This window comes from Nocardiopsis sp. NPDC055879, assembly GCF_053615935.1.
On sequence record NZ_JBSHCT010000009.1, the window covers coordinates 128,016 to 148,769 of the forward strand.

The 20,754-nt window shown below is 70.1% G+C and carries 22 protein-coding genes; 13 read left to right on the plus strand and 9 right to left on the minus strand.

The window, feature by feature from the left end; genetic code table 11:
• Window positions 1–4 precede the first annotated feature (4 nt).
• Window positions 5–1,660, minus strand: a complete 1,656-nt coding sequence (locus ACWGKS_RS12695) for an MFS transporter (RefSeq protein WP_452522641.1) — start codon at window positions 1,658–1,660, stop codon at window positions 5–7.
• A gap of 416 nt (window positions 1,661–2,076) precedes the next feature.
• Here ACWGKS_RS12695 and panB point away from each other — a divergent pair, with 416 nt between their 5' ends.
• Window positions 2,077–2,931 carry a 3-methyl-2-oxobutanoate hydroxymethyltransferase gene (gene panB, locus ACWGKS_RS12700; RefSeq protein ID WP_358510945.1) on the plus strand — a complete coding sequence of 285 codons (855 nt, stop codon included), beginning with the start codon at window positions 2,077–2,079 and terminating at the stop codon, window positions 2,929–2,931.
• A 163-nt stretch (window positions 2,932–3,094) separates the two neighbouring features.
• Window positions 3,095–3,976 carry a sulfurtransferase gene (locus tag ACWGKS_RS12705; protein WP_358510942.1) on the plus strand — a complete coding sequence of 294 codons (882 nt, stop codon included), beginning with the start codon at window positions 3,095–3,097 and terminating at the stop codon, window positions 3,974–3,976.
• 17 nt (window positions 3,977–3,993) lie between these two features.
• Here the strand turns inward: ACWGKS_RS12705 and ACWGKS_RS12710 are convergent, their stop codons facing one another.
• Both ACWGKS_RS12710 and ACWGKS_RS12715 read right to left on the minus strand, forming a co-directional pair.
• Window positions 3,994–5,250: an MFS transporter gene (locus ACWGKS_RS12710; RefSeq protein ID WP_452455646.1), complete on the minus strand. Its 1,257-nt coding sequence runs from the start codon at window positions 5,248–5,250 to the stop codon at window positions 3,994–3,996.
• A complete protein-coding gene (locus tag ACWGKS_RS12715; RefSeq protein WP_358510935.1) occupies window positions 5,247–5,897 on the minus strand; it encodes an ArsR/SmtB family transcription factor in 651 nt (216 codons plus the stop codon). The genes ACWGKS_RS12710 and ACWGKS_RS12715 overlap by 4 nt, the downstream gene beginning before the upstream one ends.
• A gap of 195 nt (window positions 5,898–6,092) precedes the next feature.
• Between ACWGKS_RS12715 and ACWGKS_RS12720 the strand changes: the two genes are divergently transcribed.
• Both ACWGKS_RS12720 and ACWGKS_RS12725 read left to right on the plus strand, forming a co-directional pair.
• Window positions 6,093–7,133 carry an LLM class F420-dependent oxidoreductase gene (locus ACWGKS_RS12720; protein ID WP_358510932.1) on the plus strand — a complete coding sequence of 347 codons (1,041 nt, stop codon included), beginning with the start codon at window positions 6,093–6,095 and terminating at the stop codon, window positions 7,131–7,133.
• 106 nt (window positions 7,134–7,239) lie between these two features.
• Window positions 7,240–7,818, plus strand: a complete 579-nt coding sequence (locus ACWGKS_RS12725) for a pentapeptide repeat-containing protein (protein WP_358510929.1) — start codon at window positions 7,240–7,242, stop codon at window positions 7,816–7,818.
• A gap of 410 nt (window positions 7,819–8,228) precedes the next feature.
• On the opposite strand, the gene npdG is transcribed toward ACWGKS_RS12725, so the two are convergent.
• A complete protein-coding gene (gene npdG, locus ACWGKS_RS12730; RefSeq protein WP_358510926.1) occupies window positions 8,229–8,924 on the minus strand; it encodes an NADPH-dependent F420 reductase in 696 nt (231 codons plus the stop codon).
• A 51-nt stretch (window positions 8,925–8,975) separates the two neighbouring features.
• Window positions 8,976–9,167, minus strand: a complete 192-nt coding sequence (locus ACWGKS_RS12735) for a hypothetical protein (RefSeq protein ID WP_358510923.1) — start codon at window positions 9,165–9,167, stop codon at window positions 8,976–8,978.
• Window positions 9,168–9,280: 113 nt separating this feature from the next.
• Between ACWGKS_RS12735 and map (ACWGKS_RS12740) the strand changes: the two genes are divergently transcribed.
• The 6 genes from map (ACWGKS_RS12740) to ACWGKS_RS12765 all read left to right on the plus strand — a co-directional run bounded on the left by map (ACWGKS_RS12740) (window position 9,281) and on the right by ACWGKS_RS12765 (window position 14,430).
• Window positions 9,281–10,132 carry a type I methionyl aminopeptidase gene (map, locus tag ACWGKS_RS12740; protein ID WP_452522646.1) on the plus strand — a complete coding sequence of 284 codons (852 nt, stop codon included), beginning with the start codon at window positions 9,281–9,283 and terminating at the stop codon, window positions 10,130–10,132.
• 131 nt (window positions 10,133–10,263) lie between these two features.
• Window positions 10,264–10,386, plus strand: coding sequence for a hypothetical protein (locus tag ACWGKS_RS12745; RefSeq protein ID WP_358510917.1), 123 nt, complete (start codon window positions 10,264–10,266; stop codon window positions 10,384–10,386).
• 27 nt (window positions 10,387–10,413) lie between these two features.
• A complete protein-coding gene (locus tag ACWGKS_RS12750; RefSeq protein ID WP_452455643.1) occupies window positions 10,414–10,953 on the plus strand; it encodes a hypothetical protein in 540 nt (179 codons plus the stop codon).
• 58 nt (window positions 10,954–11,011) lie between these two features.
• Window positions 11,012–11,845: a M55 family metallopeptidase gene (locus ACWGKS_RS12755; RefSeq protein ID WP_358510911.1), complete on the plus strand. Its 834-nt coding sequence runs from the start codon at window positions 11,012–11,014 to the stop codon at window positions 11,843–11,845.
• A 161-nt stretch (window positions 11,846–12,006) separates the two neighbouring features.
• The gene (locus ACWGKS_RS12760; protein ID WP_452455642.1) at window positions 12,007–13,398 is read left to right on the plus strand and encodes a M20/M25/M40 family metallo-hydrolase; all 1,392 of its coding nucleotides are present in this window, start codon (window positions 12,007–12,009) and stop codon (window positions 13,396–13,398) included.
• 60 nt (window positions 13,399–13,458) lie between these two features.
• On the plus strand, window positions 13,459–14,430 hold the full coding sequence (locus tag ACWGKS_RS12765; protein WP_452455701.1) for a S66 peptidase family protein: 972 nt from the start codon (window positions 13,459–13,461) through the stop codon (window positions 14,428–14,430).
• A gap of 20 nt (window positions 14,431–14,450) precedes the next feature.
• Here ACWGKS_RS12765 and map (ACWGKS_RS12770) read toward each other — a convergent pair whose 3' ends face one another.
• Entirely contained in the window at window positions 14,451–15,218 is a 768-nt protein-coding gene (map, locus tag ACWGKS_RS12770; protein ID WP_452455641.1) for a type I methionyl aminopeptidase, read from the minus strand.
• Window positions 15,219–15,311: 93 nt separating this feature from the next.
• Here map (ACWGKS_RS12770) and ACWGKS_RS12775 point away from each other — a divergent pair, with 93 nt between their 5' ends.
• The 3 genes from ACWGKS_RS12775 to ACWGKS_RS12785 all read left to right on the plus strand — a co-directional run bounded on the left by ACWGKS_RS12775 (window position 15,312) and on the right by ACWGKS_RS12785 (window position 19,222).
• Window positions 15,312–15,605 (plus strand): helix-turn-helix transcriptional regulator, encoded by a 294-nt coding sequence (locus ACWGKS_RS12775; protein WP_358510903.1) that lies wholly within the window; start codon window positions 15,312–15,314, stop codon window positions 15,603–15,605.
• 197 nt (window positions 15,606–15,802) lie between these two features.
• Entirely contained in the window at window positions 15,803–17,770 is a 1,968-nt protein-coding gene (locus ACWGKS_RS12780; protein WP_358510900.1) for an acyl-CoA dehydrogenase family protein, read from the plus strand.
• Window positions 17,771–17,929: 159 nt separating this feature from the next.
• Window positions 17,930–19,222, plus strand: a complete 1,293-nt coding sequence (locus ACWGKS_RS12785; protein WP_358510897.1) for an MFS transporter — start codon at window positions 17,930–17,932, stop codon at window positions 19,220–19,222.
• A 6-nt stretch (window positions 19,223–19,228) separates the two neighbouring features.
• Here the strand turns inward: ACWGKS_RS12785 and ACWGKS_RS12790 are convergent, their stop codons facing one another.
• The 3 genes from ACWGKS_RS12790 to ACWGKS_RS12800 all read right to left on the minus strand — a co-directional run bounded on the left by ACWGKS_RS12790 (window position 19,229) and on the right by ACWGKS_RS12800 (window position 20,743).
• On the minus strand, window positions 19,229–19,414 hold the full coding sequence (locus ACWGKS_RS12790) for a hypothetical protein (RefSeq protein WP_358510894.1): 186 nt from the start codon (window positions 19,412–19,414) through the stop codon (window positions 19,229–19,231).
• Between the two features lie 22 nt (window positions 19,415–19,436).
• Window positions 19,437–20,006 carry a hypothetical protein gene (locus ACWGKS_RS12795; RefSeq protein WP_358510891.1) on the minus strand — a complete coding sequence of 190 codons (570 nt, stop codon included), beginning with the start codon at window positions 20,004–20,006 and terminating at the stop codon, window positions 19,437–19,439.
• Between the two features lie 101 nt (window positions 20,007–20,107).
• The gene (locus ACWGKS_RS12800; protein WP_452455639.1) at window positions 20,108–20,743 is read right to left on the minus strand and encodes a TetR/AcrR family transcriptional regulator; all 636 of its coding nucleotides are present in this window, start codon (window positions 20,741–20,743) and stop codon (window positions 20,108–20,110) included.
• Window positions 20,744–20,754: the final 11 nt, after the last annotated feature.

Below are 20,754 nucleotides of genomic sequence, written 5' to 3' on the forward strand. Positions count from 1 at the left end.
CGGTTCACCCACCACTCTCACGGCCGCTCCGAGGATGCTCCTCCCCTTCCGGTCCCGGACTCGCGTCGTCGCCCCGGCGCACGGCGGGAGCACCACGCGGCATCCACACCAGCACCACCAGCAGGCCCACCAGCCCGAAGACCAGCGAGACCGTCGCGGCCAGGTGCAACCCCTCCAAGAAGGCCTCCTTGGCCGGCGTGACCAAGGCCACCCCTTGTTCGCCCAGTGTCCGGGCGAAGGCCATCGTGCCCTCGATCGATTCCCCGGCACCCCGGACCTGTTCGGGATCGGAGTCGGTCTCATCCGCCACCCGCCGCAACGTGGGCGCCATCGCCGACCGGTAGTGGAAGGAGATGACCGCACCCAGGACGGCCACCCCCATGGCAGTGGCGACCTGCCGCACGGTGTTCTGCACCGCCGAGGCGGCACCGGCCTTGCCCGGCGGCACCGACGACATGATCGCGTCCGTGGCGGGGGTGAGCACCACGGCCATCGCCGACGCCTGAAGGAAGAAGAACACGATGATGAGCGGCAGCGGGGTGTCCTGTTCGATCCGTGTGTAGAACAGGAAGCTGCAACACACGGTCGCGATACCGATGGCGGCCAGGGTGCGCGCACCCACCCACCGGACCAGGGTGGGGCTGAGCGGCGCGAACACCATCTGCCCGATGGCCGCGGGCAATACCAGCAGGCCCGCGATGAACGGGGAGAACTCGCGCACGCTCTGCCAGTAGAAGCTGAGGAAGAAGATGATCCCGGCCATGCTGAAGAACAGCACCATGATCGTGGCGATGGACACGCTGAACCTCGGGTCGCGGAAGAACCGCACGTCCAACGACGGGTCGGGGACCCGCGACTCGTGCACCAGGAACAGCACGATCACCGCCACCCCCAGCAGCAGGGCCCCGTAGACGTCCCAGTCCGTCAGCGACGCCCGCTCCCCCGCGGTGATGATCCCGTAGATCAGCAGCACCAGACCGGGGATGGACAGCAGCACGCCCACCACGTCCGGGCGACCCGCGTGCTCGTCCCGGGACTCGGGGATGAGCACGAACATCAGCGCCAGCCCGACCAGGACGAACGGCACGTTCACCAGGAAGATCGAGCCCCACCAGAAGTTCTCCAGCAGCAGACCGCCCGCCGACGGCCCGATCGCCATCGCCAGGCCCACCGCCCCGGCCCAGATCCCGATCGCCCGACCGCGCTCCTGGGAGGGGAACACGTTGGTGATCACCGACAGGGTCTGCGGCATCACCATGGAGGCGCCAAAACCCATCACGGCGCGCGCCGCGATCAGCTGTTCGGGGCTCTGCGAGTACGCCGACAGCGCCGAGGCCGCACCGAACACGACCAACCCCCACGCCAGCAACCGCCTGCGCCCCCATCGGTCCCCCAGGACACCGAAGGTGAACAGCAGCCCGGCGAACACCAGCGTGTAGGAGTTGATCGCCCACGCCAACTGCGCCTGGCTCGCCCCCACCCCGTCCACCGGGTCGGAGAGGGTCCGCAGGGCCACGTTGAGGATCGTGTTGTCGGCCACGACCACCAACAGGCAGATGATGAGCACCCCGAGCCCACCCCATCTGCGCCGGTACGCCGTCCGCTGATCCAAAGAGGACACCTCTCCATCACGACGCCCGTCCACCAGGCGCCTCGCCATGCTAGTAGGCGGGGGTGAGCCACGTCTCACCAGGTCGCATCTCCCAAGGCGGGCCGACCGGCGGGAGCACGCTCACAGAAGTTCACGGAACCTCCCGTGCGACGATCGGACGATCGCCCTGCCTCCACGACACCACAGGCGATACCCCGACTGTTCGACGATGTGAATTCGACCCCCGCCCCGGGTCGAAATCGGCATGCTCCGCGTGGGATGATGCTCGTGTGCGACCCTCGCACGCCTGTTCTCCCCCTACCGGTTCGGCCGGGGGCAAGGGAACACCGCGTTGGGGAACATCCCGCACGAGCACGCCGTTCCCTCCGGGGAACACCCGCGCACACGCGCGCACGACAACCCTTCTCGTCCACACGTCCGGGGACACCCACAGCGGTGCTTCGAGACAACGGAGGAAGAACATCATGAGCAACACGGCCCAGACCCCCTCCGCCGGGAACGCCCTGTACGGCGGGGTCACCAACCGACGCGTCACCATCCGCGACCTGGCCCGCGCCAAGGAGCGCGGCGAGCGCTGGCCGATGCTGACCGCCTACGACGCCCTCACCTCCCGGATCTTCGACGAGGCCGGCATCCCCGTCCTCCTCGTCGGCGACTCCGCCGCCAACGTCGTCTACGGCTACGAGTCCACCGTGCCGGTGACGGTGGACGAGCTCGTCCCACTGACCGCGGCGGTGGCCCGTTCCACCAAGCGTTCCCTGATCGTGGCCGACCTCCCCTTCGGCTCCTACCAGGGCTCCCCCCAGCAGGCGCTGGAGACCGCGTCGCGCTTCATGAAGGAGGGCAACGCCCAGGCCGTGAAGCTGGAGGGCGGCCACTCCGTCGCCCCGCAGGTGGAGATGCTGGTGTCCGCCGGCGTCCCGGTGATGGCGCACGTGGGCCTGACCCCGCAGTCGGTCAACACCCTGGGCGGCTACCGGGTGCAGGGCAGGGGCGAGGCCGCCGCGGCCCTGCTCAAGGACGCCAAGGAAATGGAGCGCGCCGGCGCGTTCGCCCTCGTCCTGGAAGCGGTCCCCTCGGACCTGGCCGCTCAGGTCACCGAGCAGCTGTCCATCCCCACCGTCGGCATCGGCGCGGGCGCCGGCACCGACGCGCAGGTACTGGTCTGGCAGGACATGGCCGGGCTGAGCCCTCGGGTGGCCAAGTTCGTCAAGACCTACGCGAACCTGGGCGAGACGCTGCGCGAGGCCGCGACCTCCTACGCCGACGAGGTCGTCAACGGCGCCTTCCCGGCCGAGGAACACACCTACAAGAGCTGACCTTCCGCCGGAGGGCCGACACCACGCTCCACGAACGCCGGCCGGGTCTCTCCCGGCCGGCGTTCTCGTGTGCGGGGGTCCTCACGCGCGGGGACGGAACAAGTGTGAGCCGCGTGAGGTTGATGCTCTGCGAAGCTGTCAGAACCAAGGGGGATTTGCGGACATGGCACCGAACACCGCGCCGACCGTGGGCGTGGCCTGGTTGGCGGAGCACCTGAACGACGAGGACCTCGTCCTCCTGGACGCCACCACGCACCTGAGCATGCCCGAGCAGGGCCCCTACACCGTGGAGTCGGGACGGGCCACCTTCGGCGCCGAGCACATCCCAGGCGCCCACTTCGCGGACCTGCTGACCGACTTCGCCGACCCCGACGCCCCGGCGCCGTGGACCGTCCCGTCCTCGGAACGGTTCGCTGCGAGCGCGGGCGCCCTGGGGATCGGCCCGGGCGCGCGGGTGGTGGTCTACGACCAGTCCAACGGTTTCTGGGCCACACGCCTGTGGTGGCACCTGCGGTTGGAGGGCTTCGACGACGTGGAGGTCCTGGACGGCGGGCTGAACGCCTGGAAGGCGGCCGGTCATCCGGTCACCGACGTCGCGTCGCCGGCCCCCACCGCACGGACCTTCGAGGCGCGCCGACGCCCCGAACTGCTGCGTTCCACCGAGGAGGTCCGGGCGGCCATGGGCGACCCGAACACGATCCTGGTCAACGTCCTGGACCCGAAGACCTACAGCGGCGAGAAGAAGAGCTACGCCCGCGCCGGGCACATCCCCGGCAGCATCAACCTTCCGGTCAGCGAGGTCACCGACCCCGCCACCGGAACGCTCAAGTCGGCGGACGAGCTGCGGACCCTGTTCGCGGCCAAGGGGCTGCTCGACCCCGGCGTCACGCCCGTCACCTACTGCGGCGGCGGGATCGCGGCCACCGGTGTGGCCCACGCGCTGGCCCTGGCCGGTCGCGAGGACGTGGCGGTCTACGACGGTTCGATGACGGCTTGGACGGCCGACGAGTCGCTCCCCCTGGTCACCGGCGACGAGCCCGAGTAGGAACGTGCCCCACCCGATCAGGGTGAGGCGCGTTCGGGTGCGGTCTCCGGTTCCTCCGGAGGCCGCGTCAGTCCTTGGGCGGAGCGGCCGAAGACGGGCAGCAGGACGGCCGCCAGGTAGACCGCCGCCCCCGCCATCAGGACCGGGGCCACCCCGAGTGCGCCGATCGCCACCCCGATACCGGGTGCGGCGATCGGCGCGCCGACCCGGGTCAGGGCGCCGACCATCGACACGCCCCGGCCCACCATGTTCGCGGGCAGGCGTTCGAAGATCAGCGCCGACAGGATCGGGTTGATGACCCCGCCGAACAGCCCGGACACACCCCAGACCACCAGGACGCCCCAGAGCGGTACGTCAAGGGCCAACACGAGGACGCGGGGCGGGCCGGCGACGGCCAGGGCCACGAAGAAGGTCGCGCGCCGGGGCAGGCTGTGGCCGATCCAGGCGGCGACCAGGGAGCCGAGCACCGAGGCGCCGCCGAGCGCTCCCGCCACCAACCCGACCCCCTCGGGCCCCCAACCCCCTTCGTGGGCCCAGATCGGCAGCACCAGGCTCATCACCGCGACGTCCACGACGTTGGTCACCAGGATCATCGTCGTCAGCGTGCGCAGCGGCAGATCGTCCCAGATGGCGCGCCACCCGACGTGCAACCGGGTCAGGTAGCCGTGGTCGGCCTCCGGGTCGGGTCCCTCCGCGTGCCCGGCGGTCTCGGTGTCGCGGCGCAGCATCACGGCCATGATCCCGGCCGCCGCCAACATGAGTGCGGCGTTCAGGTACAGGGCGGTGAGCGCGCCGAGAGCGGCGATCACGGCGCCGGCGGCGATGGGTCCGACCGTCGTGGAGAGCCGGTCGACGGTGCCGGTGAGTCCGGTGACCCGTTCCACCCGTACGCCGGCGGCGCGGGCCACGAACGGCGCCAACGACACCTTCGCGGCCTCGGAGGGGCCCGTGGCCAGGCCGATCACGGTGACCAGGGCGAGCAGGACCGGGAAGGGGAGCAGGCCCGCGGTGAACAGCACGGGGACGGTGACCAGGGTGAGGGCCGCTAGCAGGTCCACCCGGATGCTGACGGCGCGCTGGCCCACCCGGTCCAGGACGGGGCCGACGAACAGCCGGGCCAGGGTGTAGGCGCCCATCTCGAACAGGGTGACCAGACCCATGTGGGCGGGGCTGCCGGTGGTCTCCAGGACGAACCAGGGGATGGCGATCATGGCCAGGCGGGTGCCGATGTAGGCGCAGGCCTGGGCGGCGACCAGGCCGGTCACGGGTCTCATGGTGTTTCCTCCGCGGAGCCGGGGGGCGAGTCGGTCTCGGGGGCCCGGTCGTCGTCGGGGTCCGGTGAGGGGAAGGCGCCGAACTGGACGTTGACGGTGCGCTCCCCTGGTCCGCCCTCGTCGGAGTAACGGTTCAGAAGTTCGACCACCTCGACGCGGAAGCGTTCCATCTGGTCCAGGGTGAGGTCGACGGTGCGGTCGGCCATGAGTTGGGCCTCGCGCCATCCCTCCGGTTGGGCGGACCACAGATTCACGGCGGCGGCCAGGCGTTCGGACCAGCGGGCGGCGATGGCGTGGCGCAGCGTGGTGGTGAGTTCGGGCGCCTCGGTGTCCAGGTGTTCGGGCAGGCGGAAGCCCTTGTGGGCGGCGCGCCACCAGCGTTCACGGCTCGTGCCGAGGTCGGGATCCTCGGCGATGAACCCGTAGGTCTCCAGTTGGCGCAGGTGGTAGCTGGCCGAGGCCGAGGAGATGCCGAGCCGTTCTGCGATGGCCTTACCGGTGGCGGGCGCCTTCTGGATCAGCTGGTAGACGCGCATGCGCAGGGGGTGGGCCAGCCCACGCAGGGAGCGCGCGTCGAGGTGCGCGGCGTTCTCGAAGGGGTCGTGCGGGGCGGGTCGGTGGTCGGCGGGGTCGTGAGAGTCGGACATGACCCCACGATAGACGCCCAAGACTTCTTGGCCAAGAGTTGTTGGCCAAGAAGTCTTGGGCGTCAGTGGTGCCCGCACCCCCGGGAGCCGTGAGGCGCGTCACGGCCCGAATGCCGTTCGGCAGTACAGTGACGCGATACCAGGATCGCCACCATCGCCACGGGCCGGGCCCCGGCCCCACCGGGAGGACAGCAGATGCGCATCTCGATGCCGCTCCAGTACGCGGGCGAGCCCAAGGCCGCCGTCGACCAGGTCGTCGAACTGGAGAAGGCCGGCCTGGACACCGTGTGGGTCGCCGAGGCCTACGGCTACGACAGCCCCACCCTCATGGGTTACCTGGCCGCCCGGACCGAACGCGTGGAGATCGGTTCGGCCATCCTGCCCATGTACACCCGGACCCCCGCCCTCATCGCGATGACCGGAGCGGGGATCGACTACCTCTCCGACGGCCGTGCCATCATCGGCCTGGGCGCCAGCGGACCACAGGTCATCGAGGGTTTCCACGGCATTCCCTACACCAAGCCGCTGGCCCGCACCCGCGAGACCATCGAGATCTGCCGCAAGATCTGGGCGCGCGAGGAGCGTCTCACCCACGACGGCGGTGTGTTCACCCTTCCGCTGCCGCCTGAGCAGGGCACCGGCCTGGGCAAGCCGCTCAAGATCATCAACCACCCGGTGCGCCCGCGCATCCCGATCTACGTGGCCTCCCTCGGTATGAAGAACGTCGAGATGACCGCCGAGATCGCCGACGGGTGGCTGCCGCACCTGTTCATCCCGGAGAAGGCCGACAAGGTGTGGGGCAAGGCCCTGGAGCAGGGCAGGGCCAAGCGCGACGCCTCCCTCGGCGAACTCGACATCTCCGCCGGCGGCCTGCTCGCCATCGGCGAGGGCGAGGACGTCAAGAAGCTCTTGGAGTTCACCCGCCCGATGATCGCCCTGTACGTGGGCGGCATGGGCGCCAAGGGCAAGAACTTCTACAACACGGTGGCCCAGCGCTACGGCTACGAGGAGGCCGCCGAGAAGATCCAGGACCTGTACCTGGCCGGGAAGAAGGACGAGGCCGCGGCGGCGGTGCCCGACGAGTTCGTGGAGCTGACCAACCTGGTCGGCCCCGAGTCGTACGTGCGCGAGCGCGTGGAGGCCTTCCGCGCCGCCGGGGTCACCCGCCTCAACGTCACCCCGGTCGGCGAGGACCCCGCGAAGCTGATCGAGAAGGTCAAGGAGTGGGCCTCCTGAGCCCTCCCCCCCCCCGATGATCTTGCTCGCAGCGCCCATTTGGGCGCCCAACATGGCGCTGCGAGCAAGATCATTCCTCATGTGACGACTCGAAGAAGGGAAGTTCGTGGAGACCGTCGAGATCCGGGGAGCGAAGGTGCTCCTGCCCAGCGACGACGAGCCTACGGTGCGGGCCTGGCCCTATCCCTCCGAGCCGGAGGAGGAGCGGATCGCCAACGCCCACTTCTCCTCCGTGGACCTGACCTCGCACCGTCTGACCGGCGTCGACCTCCACCGTTGCCGGTTCACCGCATCGCGCCTGATGGGGGTGTCGCTGTCGTACGTTTCGATGACCGACGTGCTGTTCGAGGGATGCCAGTTCGACTACGCGAGTTGGGAACACGTCAAGGCCACCGGTGACGTGGCGTTCGTCGACTGTTCCTTCAAGGAGACGGGGATCGTCCGGAGTGACCTTCGGGGCGCGGTGTTCGACGACTGCGCCTTCGGCGCGGAGATCAAGAGCACCAAGATGTCAGGCACCGATCTGCGCGGGAGCGATTTGTCGGGGTTCTCCGGGCTGGCCTCGCTGCACGGCGCGAAGGTGACCGAGTTCCAGATCCGACAGCTGAGCGTGGCGATGATCCGTGACCTCGAACTCACCGTCACGGAGCTTCCGTTGGAATCCGGGCCTGGAGCATCGCGATAGCCACACCGCTTGAGGAGGACGAGGAGTGATTCTTCCAGGTGGGGCGCCTGAGGTCTCTGCTCTTGGGGTTGTCGGGCGGGGTGGGGGTGGGTTCTCCCTCCTTCCCCGCCAGGCCACCGGAAGAGCCCCGACCCGAGGCGCCCCACCAACCCACCCGAACAACGCCCAACAACCCCGAGAGTCCCCCACCCCAGACCTATTGGCCGCTGCGAACGAGGTCCTTCGCCCACTCACCCTCACCGGCGTCGATCCCAGGTGGCTGAACCGGCGGTACCCCACACACTTCACCGCCGTTTTCCCAAGTGCCCTGTTTCCCAAGGACCCTGTTTCCCGAGGACCAAGAGGCGCTGTGAAACACGAACTGCGACGGCGCCGCCCGAATCCCCATGAGCGGCGCCGCACGTATTCGACTACAGGCCGGTGATACGAATACCGGCGTGGGTCTTGTAGCGGCGGTTGACCGCGATGAGGTTGGCGGTCAGCGCCTCCACCTGGTGGGCGTTGCGCAACCGGCCACCGAACACGCCACGCGCCCCGGGGATGCTGTCGGCCAGGGCCCGCACCACGTCCGTGGCCTCGCGGTCCTCGCCCAGCACCAGCACGTCCAGGTCGATCTCGGCCACCTCCGGGTCCAGCAGCAGCTTCGCCGACACGTGGTGGAAGGCGGCGGTGACCCGGCTGCCCGGCAGCACCTCGGCGGCCTGCTGGGCGGCGCTGCCCTCGGGCACGTCCAGCGCGAACGGCCCCTTCTTGTCGAAGCCGAGCGGGTTGACGCAGTCCACCACGATCTTCCCGGCGAGCTTGTCCGCCAACGCGACCAGCAACTCCCGGTGACCGTCCCAGGGCACCGCGACGATCACGATGTCGCCCTGGGCGGCGGCCTCGCCGTTGTCCAGCCCGTGCACCCGCACCTGATCGGACTCGCCCTCGACCAGGTCGTTCGCGGTCTTGGCGGCGCGCTCGGCGCTGCGAGAACCGATGTAGACGGTGTGTCCGGCCAGGGCGAACCGGCGGGCCAACCCTCGGCCCTGGTCGCCGGTGCCACCGAGCACGGCGATGGTCTTCCCGGTGATGTCCACGCCCTGCGGCGCCTTCTCTTCGCTCATGGGGCCGATCCTGTCAGAACGGGGTTCAGTGCGAAGCGCGCAGGGCCGTGCTCAACGGTCACCCTCGTTCTCCTCTTGTTCATCCCAGGCCTCGTTGCGTGCGGCGGCGATGCTCAACGCCCGTGACGCCGTCGCCTGGTCCGGATAGGGCCCCAGTCGCTGGCTGTTGGGGCAGCCCTTCCCATGTTCGACCTCGTCGTGCCGCAGACAGAACCACCAACCGTCGTCCTGAACGTCCGCCACAGCCGACCCACCTTTCTCTAGCCGTTCTCGTGGGGCATCTACCCGCACCTGGGGTGCTCCTCACACCGGTCGTCGCGCCCCGCCGGTTCCACCCGCGAATACAATCAGTGTCCATGACTACTCCGCTGGTTCCTGGGCGCATCTCGCCGCAACGTTCGGTCCCCTCGCACATCGTCCGCCCGGAGTACGTCGGCAAGAAGCATCCGGTCGAGGGCGTCCTGGGCGACGTCCACGACACCGAGACGATCGAGCGCGTGCGCGTGGCGAGCCGGATCGCCGCGCAGGCCCTGGAGGAGATCGGCAAGCGCGTCGAGCCGGGCGTGACCACCGACGAACTGGACCGGATCGGCCACGAGTTCCTGCTGGACCACGGCGCCTACCCGAGCACCCTGGGCTACAAGGGCTACCCGAAGTCGCTGTGCTCCTCCCTCAACGAGGTCATTTGCCACGGCATCCCCGACGACACGGTGCTCTCCGACGGCGACATCGTCAACATCGACATCACCGCCTACAAGGACGGTGTGCACGGCGACACCAACGCCACCTTCCTTTCGGGGAACGTCGCCGAGGAGAACCGGCTGCTGGTGGAGCGCACCCACGAGGCGACCATGCGCGCCATCAAGGCGTGCCGTCCGGGGCGCCAGATCAACGTGATCGGCCGGGTGATCGAGTCCTACGCCAAGCGGTTCGGCTACGGCGTGGTCCGCGACTTCACCGGCCACGGCGTGGGGCCGGAGTTCCACTCCGGGTTGATCATCCCCCACTACGACGACCCGCGCGCCACCACGGTCATGGAGCCGGGCATGGTGTTCACCATCGAGCCGATGATCACCCTGGGCGGGGTCGAGTACGACCTGTGGGAGGACGGCTGGACCGCGGTGACCGCGGACCGCTCCTGGACGGCCCAGTTCGAGCACACCCTGGTCATCACCGACTCCGGCGCCGAGATCCTCACCCTTCCCTAGGCGACCCATCGAGCCCACGGGCCCCGGCCGCGCCGCCGGGGCCCGACCCGTCTCCGCGACGACCTGGGGCGCGTGTGCTCACAGGGGGTGTCGGAGCGCTTCCTCTGTGCATGGGCTTAGAATTCTGAATCATGCATCTGAGCGCGCTGGTCGAGAGCACCCGTACCTTCGGGTACGAGTCATGCGCCGAAGGGTCTCCGGCCCCGCGTGTACTACTGAGAACCCTGTACAAGGCTCGTGAGATCGGCAGCTGACACCTCCGACCGACAGGGATCCACCCCATGGCGTTCTTCGTCCACCTGACCCCCCGAGCCAACATCGCCCTCGTCCAACGGTCCGGTGTGCGCACCTCCCCCGGACAGGGGAACGTCCGCGGGGTCTTCTGCTTCCCCATGCTTCCCTCCTACGCGGTGACCCACCAGTGGTTGCACGCGCTGGAACCCCATCACGAGCCACAGGGCATGGTCGCGGTGGACGTGCGGATCCCGGACGACGAGCCGGTGACGGTGGGCCACTTCGACGACCGCGACGCCCGCCGGGTCACCGCCTTGGAGGCGGTCCGCGTGGTCAGGTCCCTGGAGGATCCCGGTGGCTGGGAGGTGGTGGTGCCCCGTCCGGTGCTGCGCCGCGAGGTGGAACGCATCCGGGAGGTCGGCCGGGCCGGCGCGCGGCCACTCGTCCCCGAACCCTGCGCCCACACGGTGCCCACGGGCCCGCCCGACCTCTTCCTTCCCCCGTTCCCCACCGAGCCGCCCGTCAGCGTGCCCGACGTCTTCCTCCACTTCCAGTGGGCCATTCCGGAACAGGTCCGCGGCGACTGACCGAACCCGGCCCCGCCCCTATGGCCCCGCGAGGTGATCGGGCTCTAGGCTCTGCCGAATGAAGATCCTGATCTCCGCTGACATGGAGGGCGCCACGGGCGTCACCTGGCCCGCGGACTGTGAACCCGGAACCGAACAGTGGCAGCGTTGTCGTGGGATGTTCACCAGCGACGTCAACGCCGCCATCGCCGGACTCTTCGACGGCGGCGCCACCGAGGTCCTCGTCAACGAGGCTCACTCCACCATGCGCAACCTCCTGTTGGAGGAGCTGGACGAGCGCGCCTCCATGATCACCGGCAGGCACAAGGAACTCTCCATGATCGAGGGTGTGCAGACCGGTGACGTGGACGGGATCGTTTTCCTGGGCTACCACTGTGGGGCCGGGGACGACGGGGTGCTGGCCCACACCTACCTTCCCAACGCCATCACCGGGGTATGGCTGGACGGCGAGCCCGCGAGCGAGGGCCGGCTCAACGCCGCAGTGGTCGCCGAGTACGGAACCCCCGTCATCCTGGTCACCGGGGACGACCGGGCCTGCGAGGACGCCGAGTCCTACGCGCCCTTCGCCCGCACGGTCGCGGTGAAGGACCACGTCAGTCGGTACGCCGCGCGCTGCCGCCCGCCCGCGCGCACCGCCGCCGACATCCGCGAGGCCGCCGAACGGTCGATGACGCTGGCCGGCCGGATCGACCCGGTCGACCCCTCGTCCAAGGCGATGGAGATCGAGGTGGACTCCGCCCAGCTCGCCCAGGCCGCGGCGATCGTGCCGGGGGTGACCCGCACCGGCGCGCTCAGGGTCCGTTACACCTCCCCCGACGCCTACGAGATGATCCGCGCGTTCAAGACCGTCACCACGATGATCTCCAACCACATGGAGAAGGATTACGGCTGAACCATCCTGGCCGTTCGGAAGTCCCACTTCCGGGCGGTTCACCGGACAATCTCACGTGACAACCGGTAGAACTGTGCCCGGGACCCGGTAACGGCCGACCCTTGCCCCGAGCACGGTTCACCACCTCCCACCACCGAAAACCCCGAAGAAAGGCCGAGCCCGTGGGCCACACCAACACTTCCCTGCCCGACAGCGCCAGAGAAGAGGCGCTGGTCGCGGCAGGCGAGGACGCCATCCACCTGACCCGCGAGCTGATCAGACGCGACTCCACGAACCACGGCAAGGGCGAGGGCGACGAGCGCGCCGCCGCCGAGTTCGTGGCCGAGGCCCTCGGCGCCGCCGGCCTGTCCCCCGTGATCCTGGAGTCCGCCGACCGCCGCGCGAACGTGGTGGTGCGCGTCCCCGGCACCGACCCGGACGCCGACGCCCTGCTGGTGCACGGCCACCTGGACGTGGTGCCCGCCGACGCCCACGACTGGTCGGTGCCGCCGTTCTCCGGTGAGATCACCGACTGCCCGGTCACCGGCGCGCCTTCTCTGTGGGGTCGCGGCGCCGTGGACATGAAGAACACCATCGGTATGGTCACCGCGGTGGTGCGGTACTGGTCGAAGCTGGGGCTGCGACCGCGCCGCGACATCGTGTTGGCGTTCGTGGCCGACGAGGAGGACAGCGCCGCATACGGGGCGGACTACCTGGTGCGCGGGCACGCCGACCTGTTCGAGGGCTGCGCGGTGGCGATCGGTGAGGGCGGTGGCCACACGGTGCACACCCGCGACGCCGCCGGGGCTCCGGTACGGCTGTATCCGATCGGTTCGGCCGAGCGTGGCAGCGCGTGGCTGACCTTGCGCTCGCACGGCACGGCCGGGCACGGTTCCAGACCGCCGCGGGACAACGCCGTGGGCGCGCTGGCCGCCGCCGTGGCACGGATCGACCGGCACGATTGGCCACTGCACCTGACCCCGGTGGTGCGCTCGGCGATCGACTCGATCGCCGACGCCCTGGGCACGGAGCGGATCCCGGGCGACACCGACACCAACGAGGCGGTGGACGCCCTGGTGGCCCGTCTGGGCACAGCCGCGTCACTGGTGGGGCCGACGGTGCGCAACAGCGCCACCCCCACGATGCTCTCGGCCGGGTACAAGGTGAACGTGGTACCGGGAGAGGCGACCGCGGGCGTGGACGGCCGGGTGCTGCCCGGTGGCGAGGACGCGTTCGCCGCCACCATGGACGAGCTGACCGGGGACGGTGTGAGCTGGGAGTTCGCGCACGATTCGCCTCCGGTGGCCGCGCCGGTGGACTCGTTGGCCTTCGACGCGTTTCGGAACGCGCTGACCGCCCACGATCCCGAGGCGCGGGTGGTCCCGGTGTGCCTGGCCGGCGGTACGGACGCGAAGGTGTTCTCGCGGCTGGGCATCGATTGTTACGGCTTCTCCCCGATGCGTCTGCCCGAGGGGGTGGACTACCCGGGGCTGCTGCACGGGGTGGACGAGCGGGTGCCGTTGGAGGGTCTGCGGTTCGGGGTGCGGGTGCTGGACGATTTCCTGCGTTCCTGACCGGTGGAGGGGACGACGACAGAGGAGTGGGGGAGCGACGTGGGTGAGTCTGTGGCCGAGGTGCGCGAGGAATTCACGGGTGGAGGGGCGTCGGCGGTCGGGCCGACGACACTGCGTCGGCCGCCGAGGCTGCGTGAGGGCGATCGGGTTCGGTTGGTGGCCCCGTGCAGCCCGGTACCGGACGACCGGTTGGACGCGTCGGTGGAGATCCTCACCGGGTGGGGGCTGGAGGTCGAATCGGCCCCGCACGTACGCGACCGGCATCCGAGTCTGCCCTACCTGGCGGGCCTCGATCGGGACCGCGCCGCCGACCTGCAGGACGCCTGGTGCGACCCGGACGTTCGGGCGGTCTTCTGTGCCCGTGGCGGCGACGGCGCGCACCGGATGCTGGACCTGTTGGACTTCGAGGCGATGCGCCGGGCCGAACCCAAGGCGCTGATCGGGTTCAGCGACATCACGGCGCTGCACGAGGCGTTCGCCGTCGAACTGGGCGTGACGACGGTGCACGGCCCGGTGGTGGGAAGCCTCTACTTCGTGGGTGATGAGGTGGCTCAGGCGGAGTTGCGCGCCACCCTGTTCACCCCCGAGAAGCGGATGGTGCTCACCTCACCGGGGGCGCGCGCGCTGGTGCCGGGTCGGGCCGAGGGTGTGCTGTTCGGCGGGAACCTGAGCCTGCTCAACGACGGGTTGGCCACGCCGCACAGCCGTCTGGCGACCAACGGCGGCATCCTGGTCCTGGAGGACGTCAACGAGGACGCCGCCCGAGTGGACCGGATGCTCACCCACCTGCTGCGTACCGGCTGGTTGGACGGGGTGCGGGGGGTGGCGATCGGCACCTGGACGGACTGCCCACCGAACCCGGAGGTGATCGCCGACCTGATGCGCGACCGGCTCTCCCACCTGGGGGTTCCGGTGCTGTGGGGGCTGGATTTCGGTCACTGCGCCGCCCAGCTCACCCTTCCGCTGGGGGTCATGGCCACCTTGGACACCGAACACGCCCGTTTGGAACTGGCGGTCCCCGGCCTGGAGTGAGACCGGGGCAGGCCGCCTGTTCAGGGCAGGGTGAGCACCATGGGTCCGTCGTCGGTGACGGCGACGGTGTGCTCGCAGTGGGCGGCGCGGGTGCCGTCGTCGCTGAGCACCGTCCACCCGTCGTCGGCGTGGGCGTAGCCGTCCGAACCGCCGCGCACCAGCATCGGCTCGATGGCGATGGTCAGCCCCGGACGCAACCTCAGGCCCCGTCCGGGGCGACCGTCGTTGGACACGTCGGGGGCCTCGTGCATGGTGCGGCCGATGCCGTGTCCGCCGTGGTCGGCGGTGAGCCCGTAGCCGGCGGCGCGCGCGTCCCTGGCGATGGCGTGTCCGACGTCGCCCAGACGGGCGTCGGGTCGGGCCGCGGCGATGCCCCGGGCCAGGGCGGCCTCCGTGGCCTCGATCAACGCCAGGTCGGCGGGGTCGGCCTCGCCCACCACGAAGCTGATCGCGGCGTCGGCGGACCAGCCGCGCAGGCGGGCGCCGCAGTCCACGGTCACCAGGTCGCCGTCGTCCAGCCGTCGGGCGGAGGGGACACCGTGGACGATCTCGTCGTTGACGCTCACGCAGGCCACCCCGGGGAAGGGCATCGGCGCCCAGGCGGGGTGATAACCGAGGAAGAGCGCGTCCGCGCCGGCGTCGGCGATGACCTTCGCGGCGACGCGGTCCAGGTCGGCGGTGGTGCGGCCGGGCGCGGCCGTCTCGCGTGCGGCCTCCAACGCGTGGGCGACCACGCGGCCCGCTTCGCGCATGAGGACGATCTCTTCTGAGGTCTTCAGTTCGACCATGGGTTCGAGCACCTTTCGAGCCAATTTATATACCGGTATAACTATGCCATAAGCCTCCGGGCCTCCGAAGGGCTCCGGGTTAGACTCATCCCCATGGTTCGTGAACCACTGACCGAAGAGCAGATCGAGCGAGGCCGTGCCCTGGGCGCCATGTTGCGGGCCGCCCGGGCCGAGCGCACCATGGTGGACGTCGCCCGCCGTTCCGGGATCTCCGTGGAGACCCTGCGCAAGATCGAGGGCGGACGCATCCCCACCCCGGCCTTCTTCACCGTCGCGGCCGTCGCCGCGACCCTGGACCTGTCCTTGGACGACCTGTTGCGGCGCACGGACACGGCCGTCGCCCCCAGTACGGCCCCCGCGACCCCGTTGCGCGACATCGCGGTCTGAAACCCCTCACCTCCACGGTGGCCGGATGATCTCCGTCCCCGGTGACCCCGAAACAGGACATCGGGAGCACTCGATGACCTACTACCTTTGGACTCATCACACCTGCGCCCGGGCGTGTTCGGTCCGCCGGTGTACGCGCTGGTGGTAGTCACGTGGGGACACGGGTGCGCGTCGAAGAACGACCACAGGGGGAGCACATGAGCGAACAGGCACCGTTGAAGCCGAACGAGGCCGAACTACGCGGTCTGTTGGACGGACGCTGGGCCAACGTGCGCGAGAGGGCCCGCGACGTCATCCGAGGCGACGTGTACGCCCCGGTGCACGACCTGTCCATGGAGGATCACCGCGCCCGCACCCTCGAACAGCTCCACGCGTTGGCCGCGACCGGCATGCCCGCCTACGGTTTCCCGAAGTCGGTCGGCGGGGCCGACGACGTCGGCGCCTCCGTGGTCGCGTTCGAGATGCTCGTCGCCGACATGTCCCTCATGGTGAAGATGGGTGTGCAGTTCGGGCTGTTCGGTGGGGCCATCAGCGCCCTGGGCACCGACGACCACCATCAGCGCTACCTGCCGAGCGTCATGAGCGTGGAGCTGCCCGGTTGCTTCGCGATGACCGAGACCGGTCACGGTTCGGACGTTCAGCGGTTGCGCACCACCGCCACCTACGACCCGGCCACCGAGGAGTTCGTGGTCCACACGCCCGACGAGTCGGCGCGCAAGGACTACATCGGCAACGCCGCCCGAGACGGGCGCGCGGCCGTGGTCTTCGCCCAGCTGCGCACGCCCGGCCCGGACGGTCTCGTCGAGCACGGTGTGCACGCCCTGATGGTGCCGATCCGCGACGAGAAGGGCGACCCGCTGCCCGGGATCACCGTCGAGGACTGCGGCCCCAAGGCGGGCCTCAACGGGGTCGACAACGGCCGGCTGTGGTTCGACCAGGTGCGGGTGCCGCGCACCGACCTGCTCAACCGGTACGGCGACGTCGCCGCGGACGGGACCTACTCCAGCCCGATCGAGAGCCCCAACCGTCGGTTCTTCACCATGTTGGGCACCCTCATCCGTGGTCGGATCAGTGTGGCCGGGGGCGCCGGCACCGCCACGAAGGCGGCACTGGCCATCGCGATCCGCTACTCCGACACCCGCCGCCAGTTCACCCGCCCCGCCACCGAGAACCGCCCCGAGCAGGAGGTGAGGGTCCTCGACTACCTGGCCCAACAGCGCAAGCTGCTGCCGGCGCTGGCCCGCACCTACGCCCTGCACTTCGCCCAGGAGGAGCTGGTCACCCGACTGCACGAGCTCTCCCGCGACACCGAACGCGACGAGCACGCCCAGCGCGAACTGGAGTCGCGCGCGGCCGGTCTGAAGGCGATCTCGACCTGGCACGCCACCGCGACCATCCAGACCGCCCGCGAGGCGTGCGGTGGCTCGGGCTACATGGCGGAGAACCGGATCCCGCAGCTCAAGGCGGACTCGGACATCTTCACCACGTTCGAGGGCGACAACACGGTCCTGTTGCAGCAGCTGGCCAAGGCGATGCTGACCAACTTCAAGGACAACTTCGGCGACCTGGACCAGATGGGACTGGCCAAGTTCATGGCCGGCAAGGTGTTCGAGAACGTCATCGAGCGCACCGCCGCCATCCCATTGATCGAACGGCTCATCGCCGCCGCCCCGGGCCGCAGCGACGAGGCGGGGCTGTACAACCGGGGCTGGCACCTGGAGCTGTTCGAGGACCGGGAGAAGCACGTCCTCGAAAGCCTGGCGGCGCGTCTGCGCCGGTCCCGCAAGGACGGCAGTGACGCCTTCGACGTGTTCAACCAGGCCCAGGACCACGTCCTAGAGGCCGCGCGTGCGCACATGGACCGGGTGGTCCTGGAGGCGTTCGTGGCGGCCATCGACCGCTGTGGTGACAAGTCCACCACCAAGCTCCTCAACCGGGTGTGCGACCTGTACGTGCTCTCGGTGATCGAGGAGAACAACGGCTGGTTCCTGGAGCACGAGCGGCTCTCCACCGCTCGTTCCAAGGCCGTCACGGCGGCCGTCAACGACCTGTGCCAGGGTCTGCGGCCCTACGCGGTCCAACTGGTGGACGCGTTCGGTCTGCGCGACGAGTGGTTGGGCGCCCCGATCGCGCTGGGCGCCGAACACCGCCGCCAGGGCGAATAAGGGGACCGACCCGCGTCGTACTCCCCGGTACGAACGCACGGGCGCCCCATGTCCACCGGGTTGCGACCTGGGGCCGTGGGGCGCCCGCCTCGCCTCTCCCCTTCCCTCGGACCACCCGGACGTCTAACATGAATCATCTTCATGTTAGGCAGGTCACACGTGCGTACACCCCCCGCGCCCGGAACCCCCTCCTCCCCCGAACAACCCGTCCCGGCCGCGTTGGCCGAGCCCACCCGCCCCGTCCGAGCGCTGTGGGTGGCCGGGATCAGCCTGGCCAACCTCGGCATGTGGATGGCGTTCTTCGGCCCCCTCCAGGTGCTGTTGCCCGAACAGATCGGCCGGATCGTCCCCGCCGACAAGGAGACCGTCCTGGCGTGGGTGACCGGGGTGGGCGCCACCATGGCCCTCATCGCCACTCCCCTGGCCGGCGCCCTGTCGGACCGCACCACCGGCCGCCTGGGCCGCCGACGCCCCTGGGTACTGACCGGAGCGGCGCTCGGCGGCGCGGGACTGGTGGTGCTGGGCACCCAGGAGACCGTCCTGGGCGTCCTGCTGGGTTGGTCGTTGGTGCAGACGGCCCTGTCCTGCCTGAACGCGACCCTGCTCGCCGCGGTCCCCGACCACGTGCCCCGGAGCCAGCGCGGCGCGGTCTCCGGGTGGATCGGCATCCCCCAGTCCGCCGGCGTGGTCGCCGCCGTCGTGTTGGTGACCATCGTGGTCACCGAAATCGCCCCCGGTTACACGCTCATCGGGGTGCTCACGCTGGTGCTCGCGCTTCCGTTCGCGCTGCTCTCACCCGATCCGCCGCTGCCGCGCGCGGCGCGCCCGCCCTGGCGCGGCATGCTGCGCGGGCTGTGGGTATCGCCCCGTCGGCACCCGGACTTCGGGTGGGCGTTCCTGACCCGTTTCCTCATCGGCACCGGCAACGCCATGTTCATCCTGTACCTGCTGTACTTCCTGCGCGACGCCGTGGGCTATGAGGAGCTCTTCCCCGGGTCGGCGGCCACCGACGGCCTGTTGACGCTGATCCTGGTGTACACGGCGGCGGTGGTGGCCACCACCGTGGTGGCGGGCCTGATCTCCGACCGGATCGGCCGACGTCGCGTCATGGTCGCCCTGGCGGGCGTGGTCATGGGCGTACCGGCGTTCATGGTGGCCCTCTCCCCCACCTGGCCGACCCTGCTGGTGTGCGCGGTGGTGTTGGGCGTGGGCTTCGGCGTGTTCCTGTCCGTGGACAACGCCCTGGTCACCGAGGTGCTGCCGAGCGCCGAGGGGCGCGCCAAGGACTTGGGGATCGTCAACATCGCCAGCTCCGGACCACAGGTGATCGCCCCGGCGCTGGCCGGCCCGATCGTGGTGCACCTGGGCGGATACCCGGTGCTGTACACCGTGTGCGGCCTGGTCTCCCTGCTCGGCGCGGCCGTCGTGTGGAAGATCAAGGGGGTCCGCTGAGCCACCTCAACGTGCCCAGCGCAGGCAGGCGTAGGTGATCACGAAGAACAACGCGCCGAAGAGCGCCCCGTAGGCGAGCGCCTGGATCCAGGTGTCCCCCATCAGCGCACGCAACGGCACCAGGACGACGGCGGAGATCACCGCCGGTCCGGTCGCGTTCAACAGCGGCCGTCGGGCGGGTTCGGGGGACACGCGTGGCTCCTTCGCACGGACTTCACTCGGTGACGGCGTCCAGCGAACCGGTGTCGGACCGGGACAGCCCGGCGACCTCCTCGCCGCGCCGACGGGCCGGTTCCCACCACCACCAGTGCGTCTGTGGCACCCAGGTGGGGATCTCCTCGACGCTGGTCGGCGCGGCCTCGGCCGCCACCGCCTCCAGGGCGTCGTCGATGCGCGGAACCGCCTCCAGGTCGCCCGGGCGCATACAGCGTTCCCACGGAACGAACTCGTCACCGAGGATCTGCAGCATGGAGCGGCGCCAGCACGCCGCGCGGTAACCCTCGTGCCTGCCGTTGTCGGCCGCGGTCTGGGTCCGCACCACGTACAGGCCCATCCTGTCGGGGTTGCTGCCGCTGACCAGGAGTTCGGAGAGGGTGGCGATGAGGTTCTGTCCGCCCTGGGACCGGCGTTCGGACCGGTCGGTGGCCCGGTACAGGTCGAAGAGCCGGGCGAAGGCCGTGTCCATCAGGGCGTCACGGTCCCGACGCCGCGCGGCGCTCTCCGCGAACGCGTCCACCGCCCGCCTGGCCAGGCCGGGGAGGTCCCTGCCCGTATCCGCACTCACCGACGCACCGCCTTGTCCATCGAACCCGTCATGGCCGGGCCGAGGTGAGGCCCGGCCCGCTTCACGATCATAATCCCGGCGATGCCGGAGCGGATAGGAGGTTACCGCCTGGTATCCGCTTCTGGCACGTCCTCGCCGCGCAGGGTGTGTTCGAGCATGCGGGCCCACTGACCGACGACACGGCGGCGTCGTGCCCGGTCATCGGTGAGGAGGTTGGCCAATCCCAGTCCGCGGGCCAGGTCCAGGGTGGCCTGGACCGCCTCCCGGGTCCCGGGGACCGACTCGTCGGCGTCGAGCAGGTCCACCACCGCGTGGTGCAACTCCCGCCCCACCTGTTCCTCCAGGGGGATGAGTTGGGCGCTCAGGGCCGGCTCTCCGGCCGCGGCCGCCCACAACTGAAGGGCGGCGTCGAAGTCGGGGCCGCTGAAGGCGTCCACCACCATCTGCACCACGGCCTCGGTGCGTCCCGGCCCCGCCTGGACGGACGCCGCCCGACGACGCAGGTCGGCGCTACGACTGTCGACCATGTGCCGCAGCGCCGCCAGCAGTAGTTCCTCCCTCGTCGGGAAGTGGTGCTGGGCGGCGCCGCGGGAGACCCCGGCGCGTTCGGCGACGGCGCTCACCGTCGCGCCGGGTACCCCGCGTTCGGCCAGACAGGCGACGGCCGCGTCCATCAACCTGGCCCGGGTGAGCCGGCTGCGTTCCTGTCTGGGTCCACGGTCCGGTGCCGTCTCCACTCGCGCCTCTT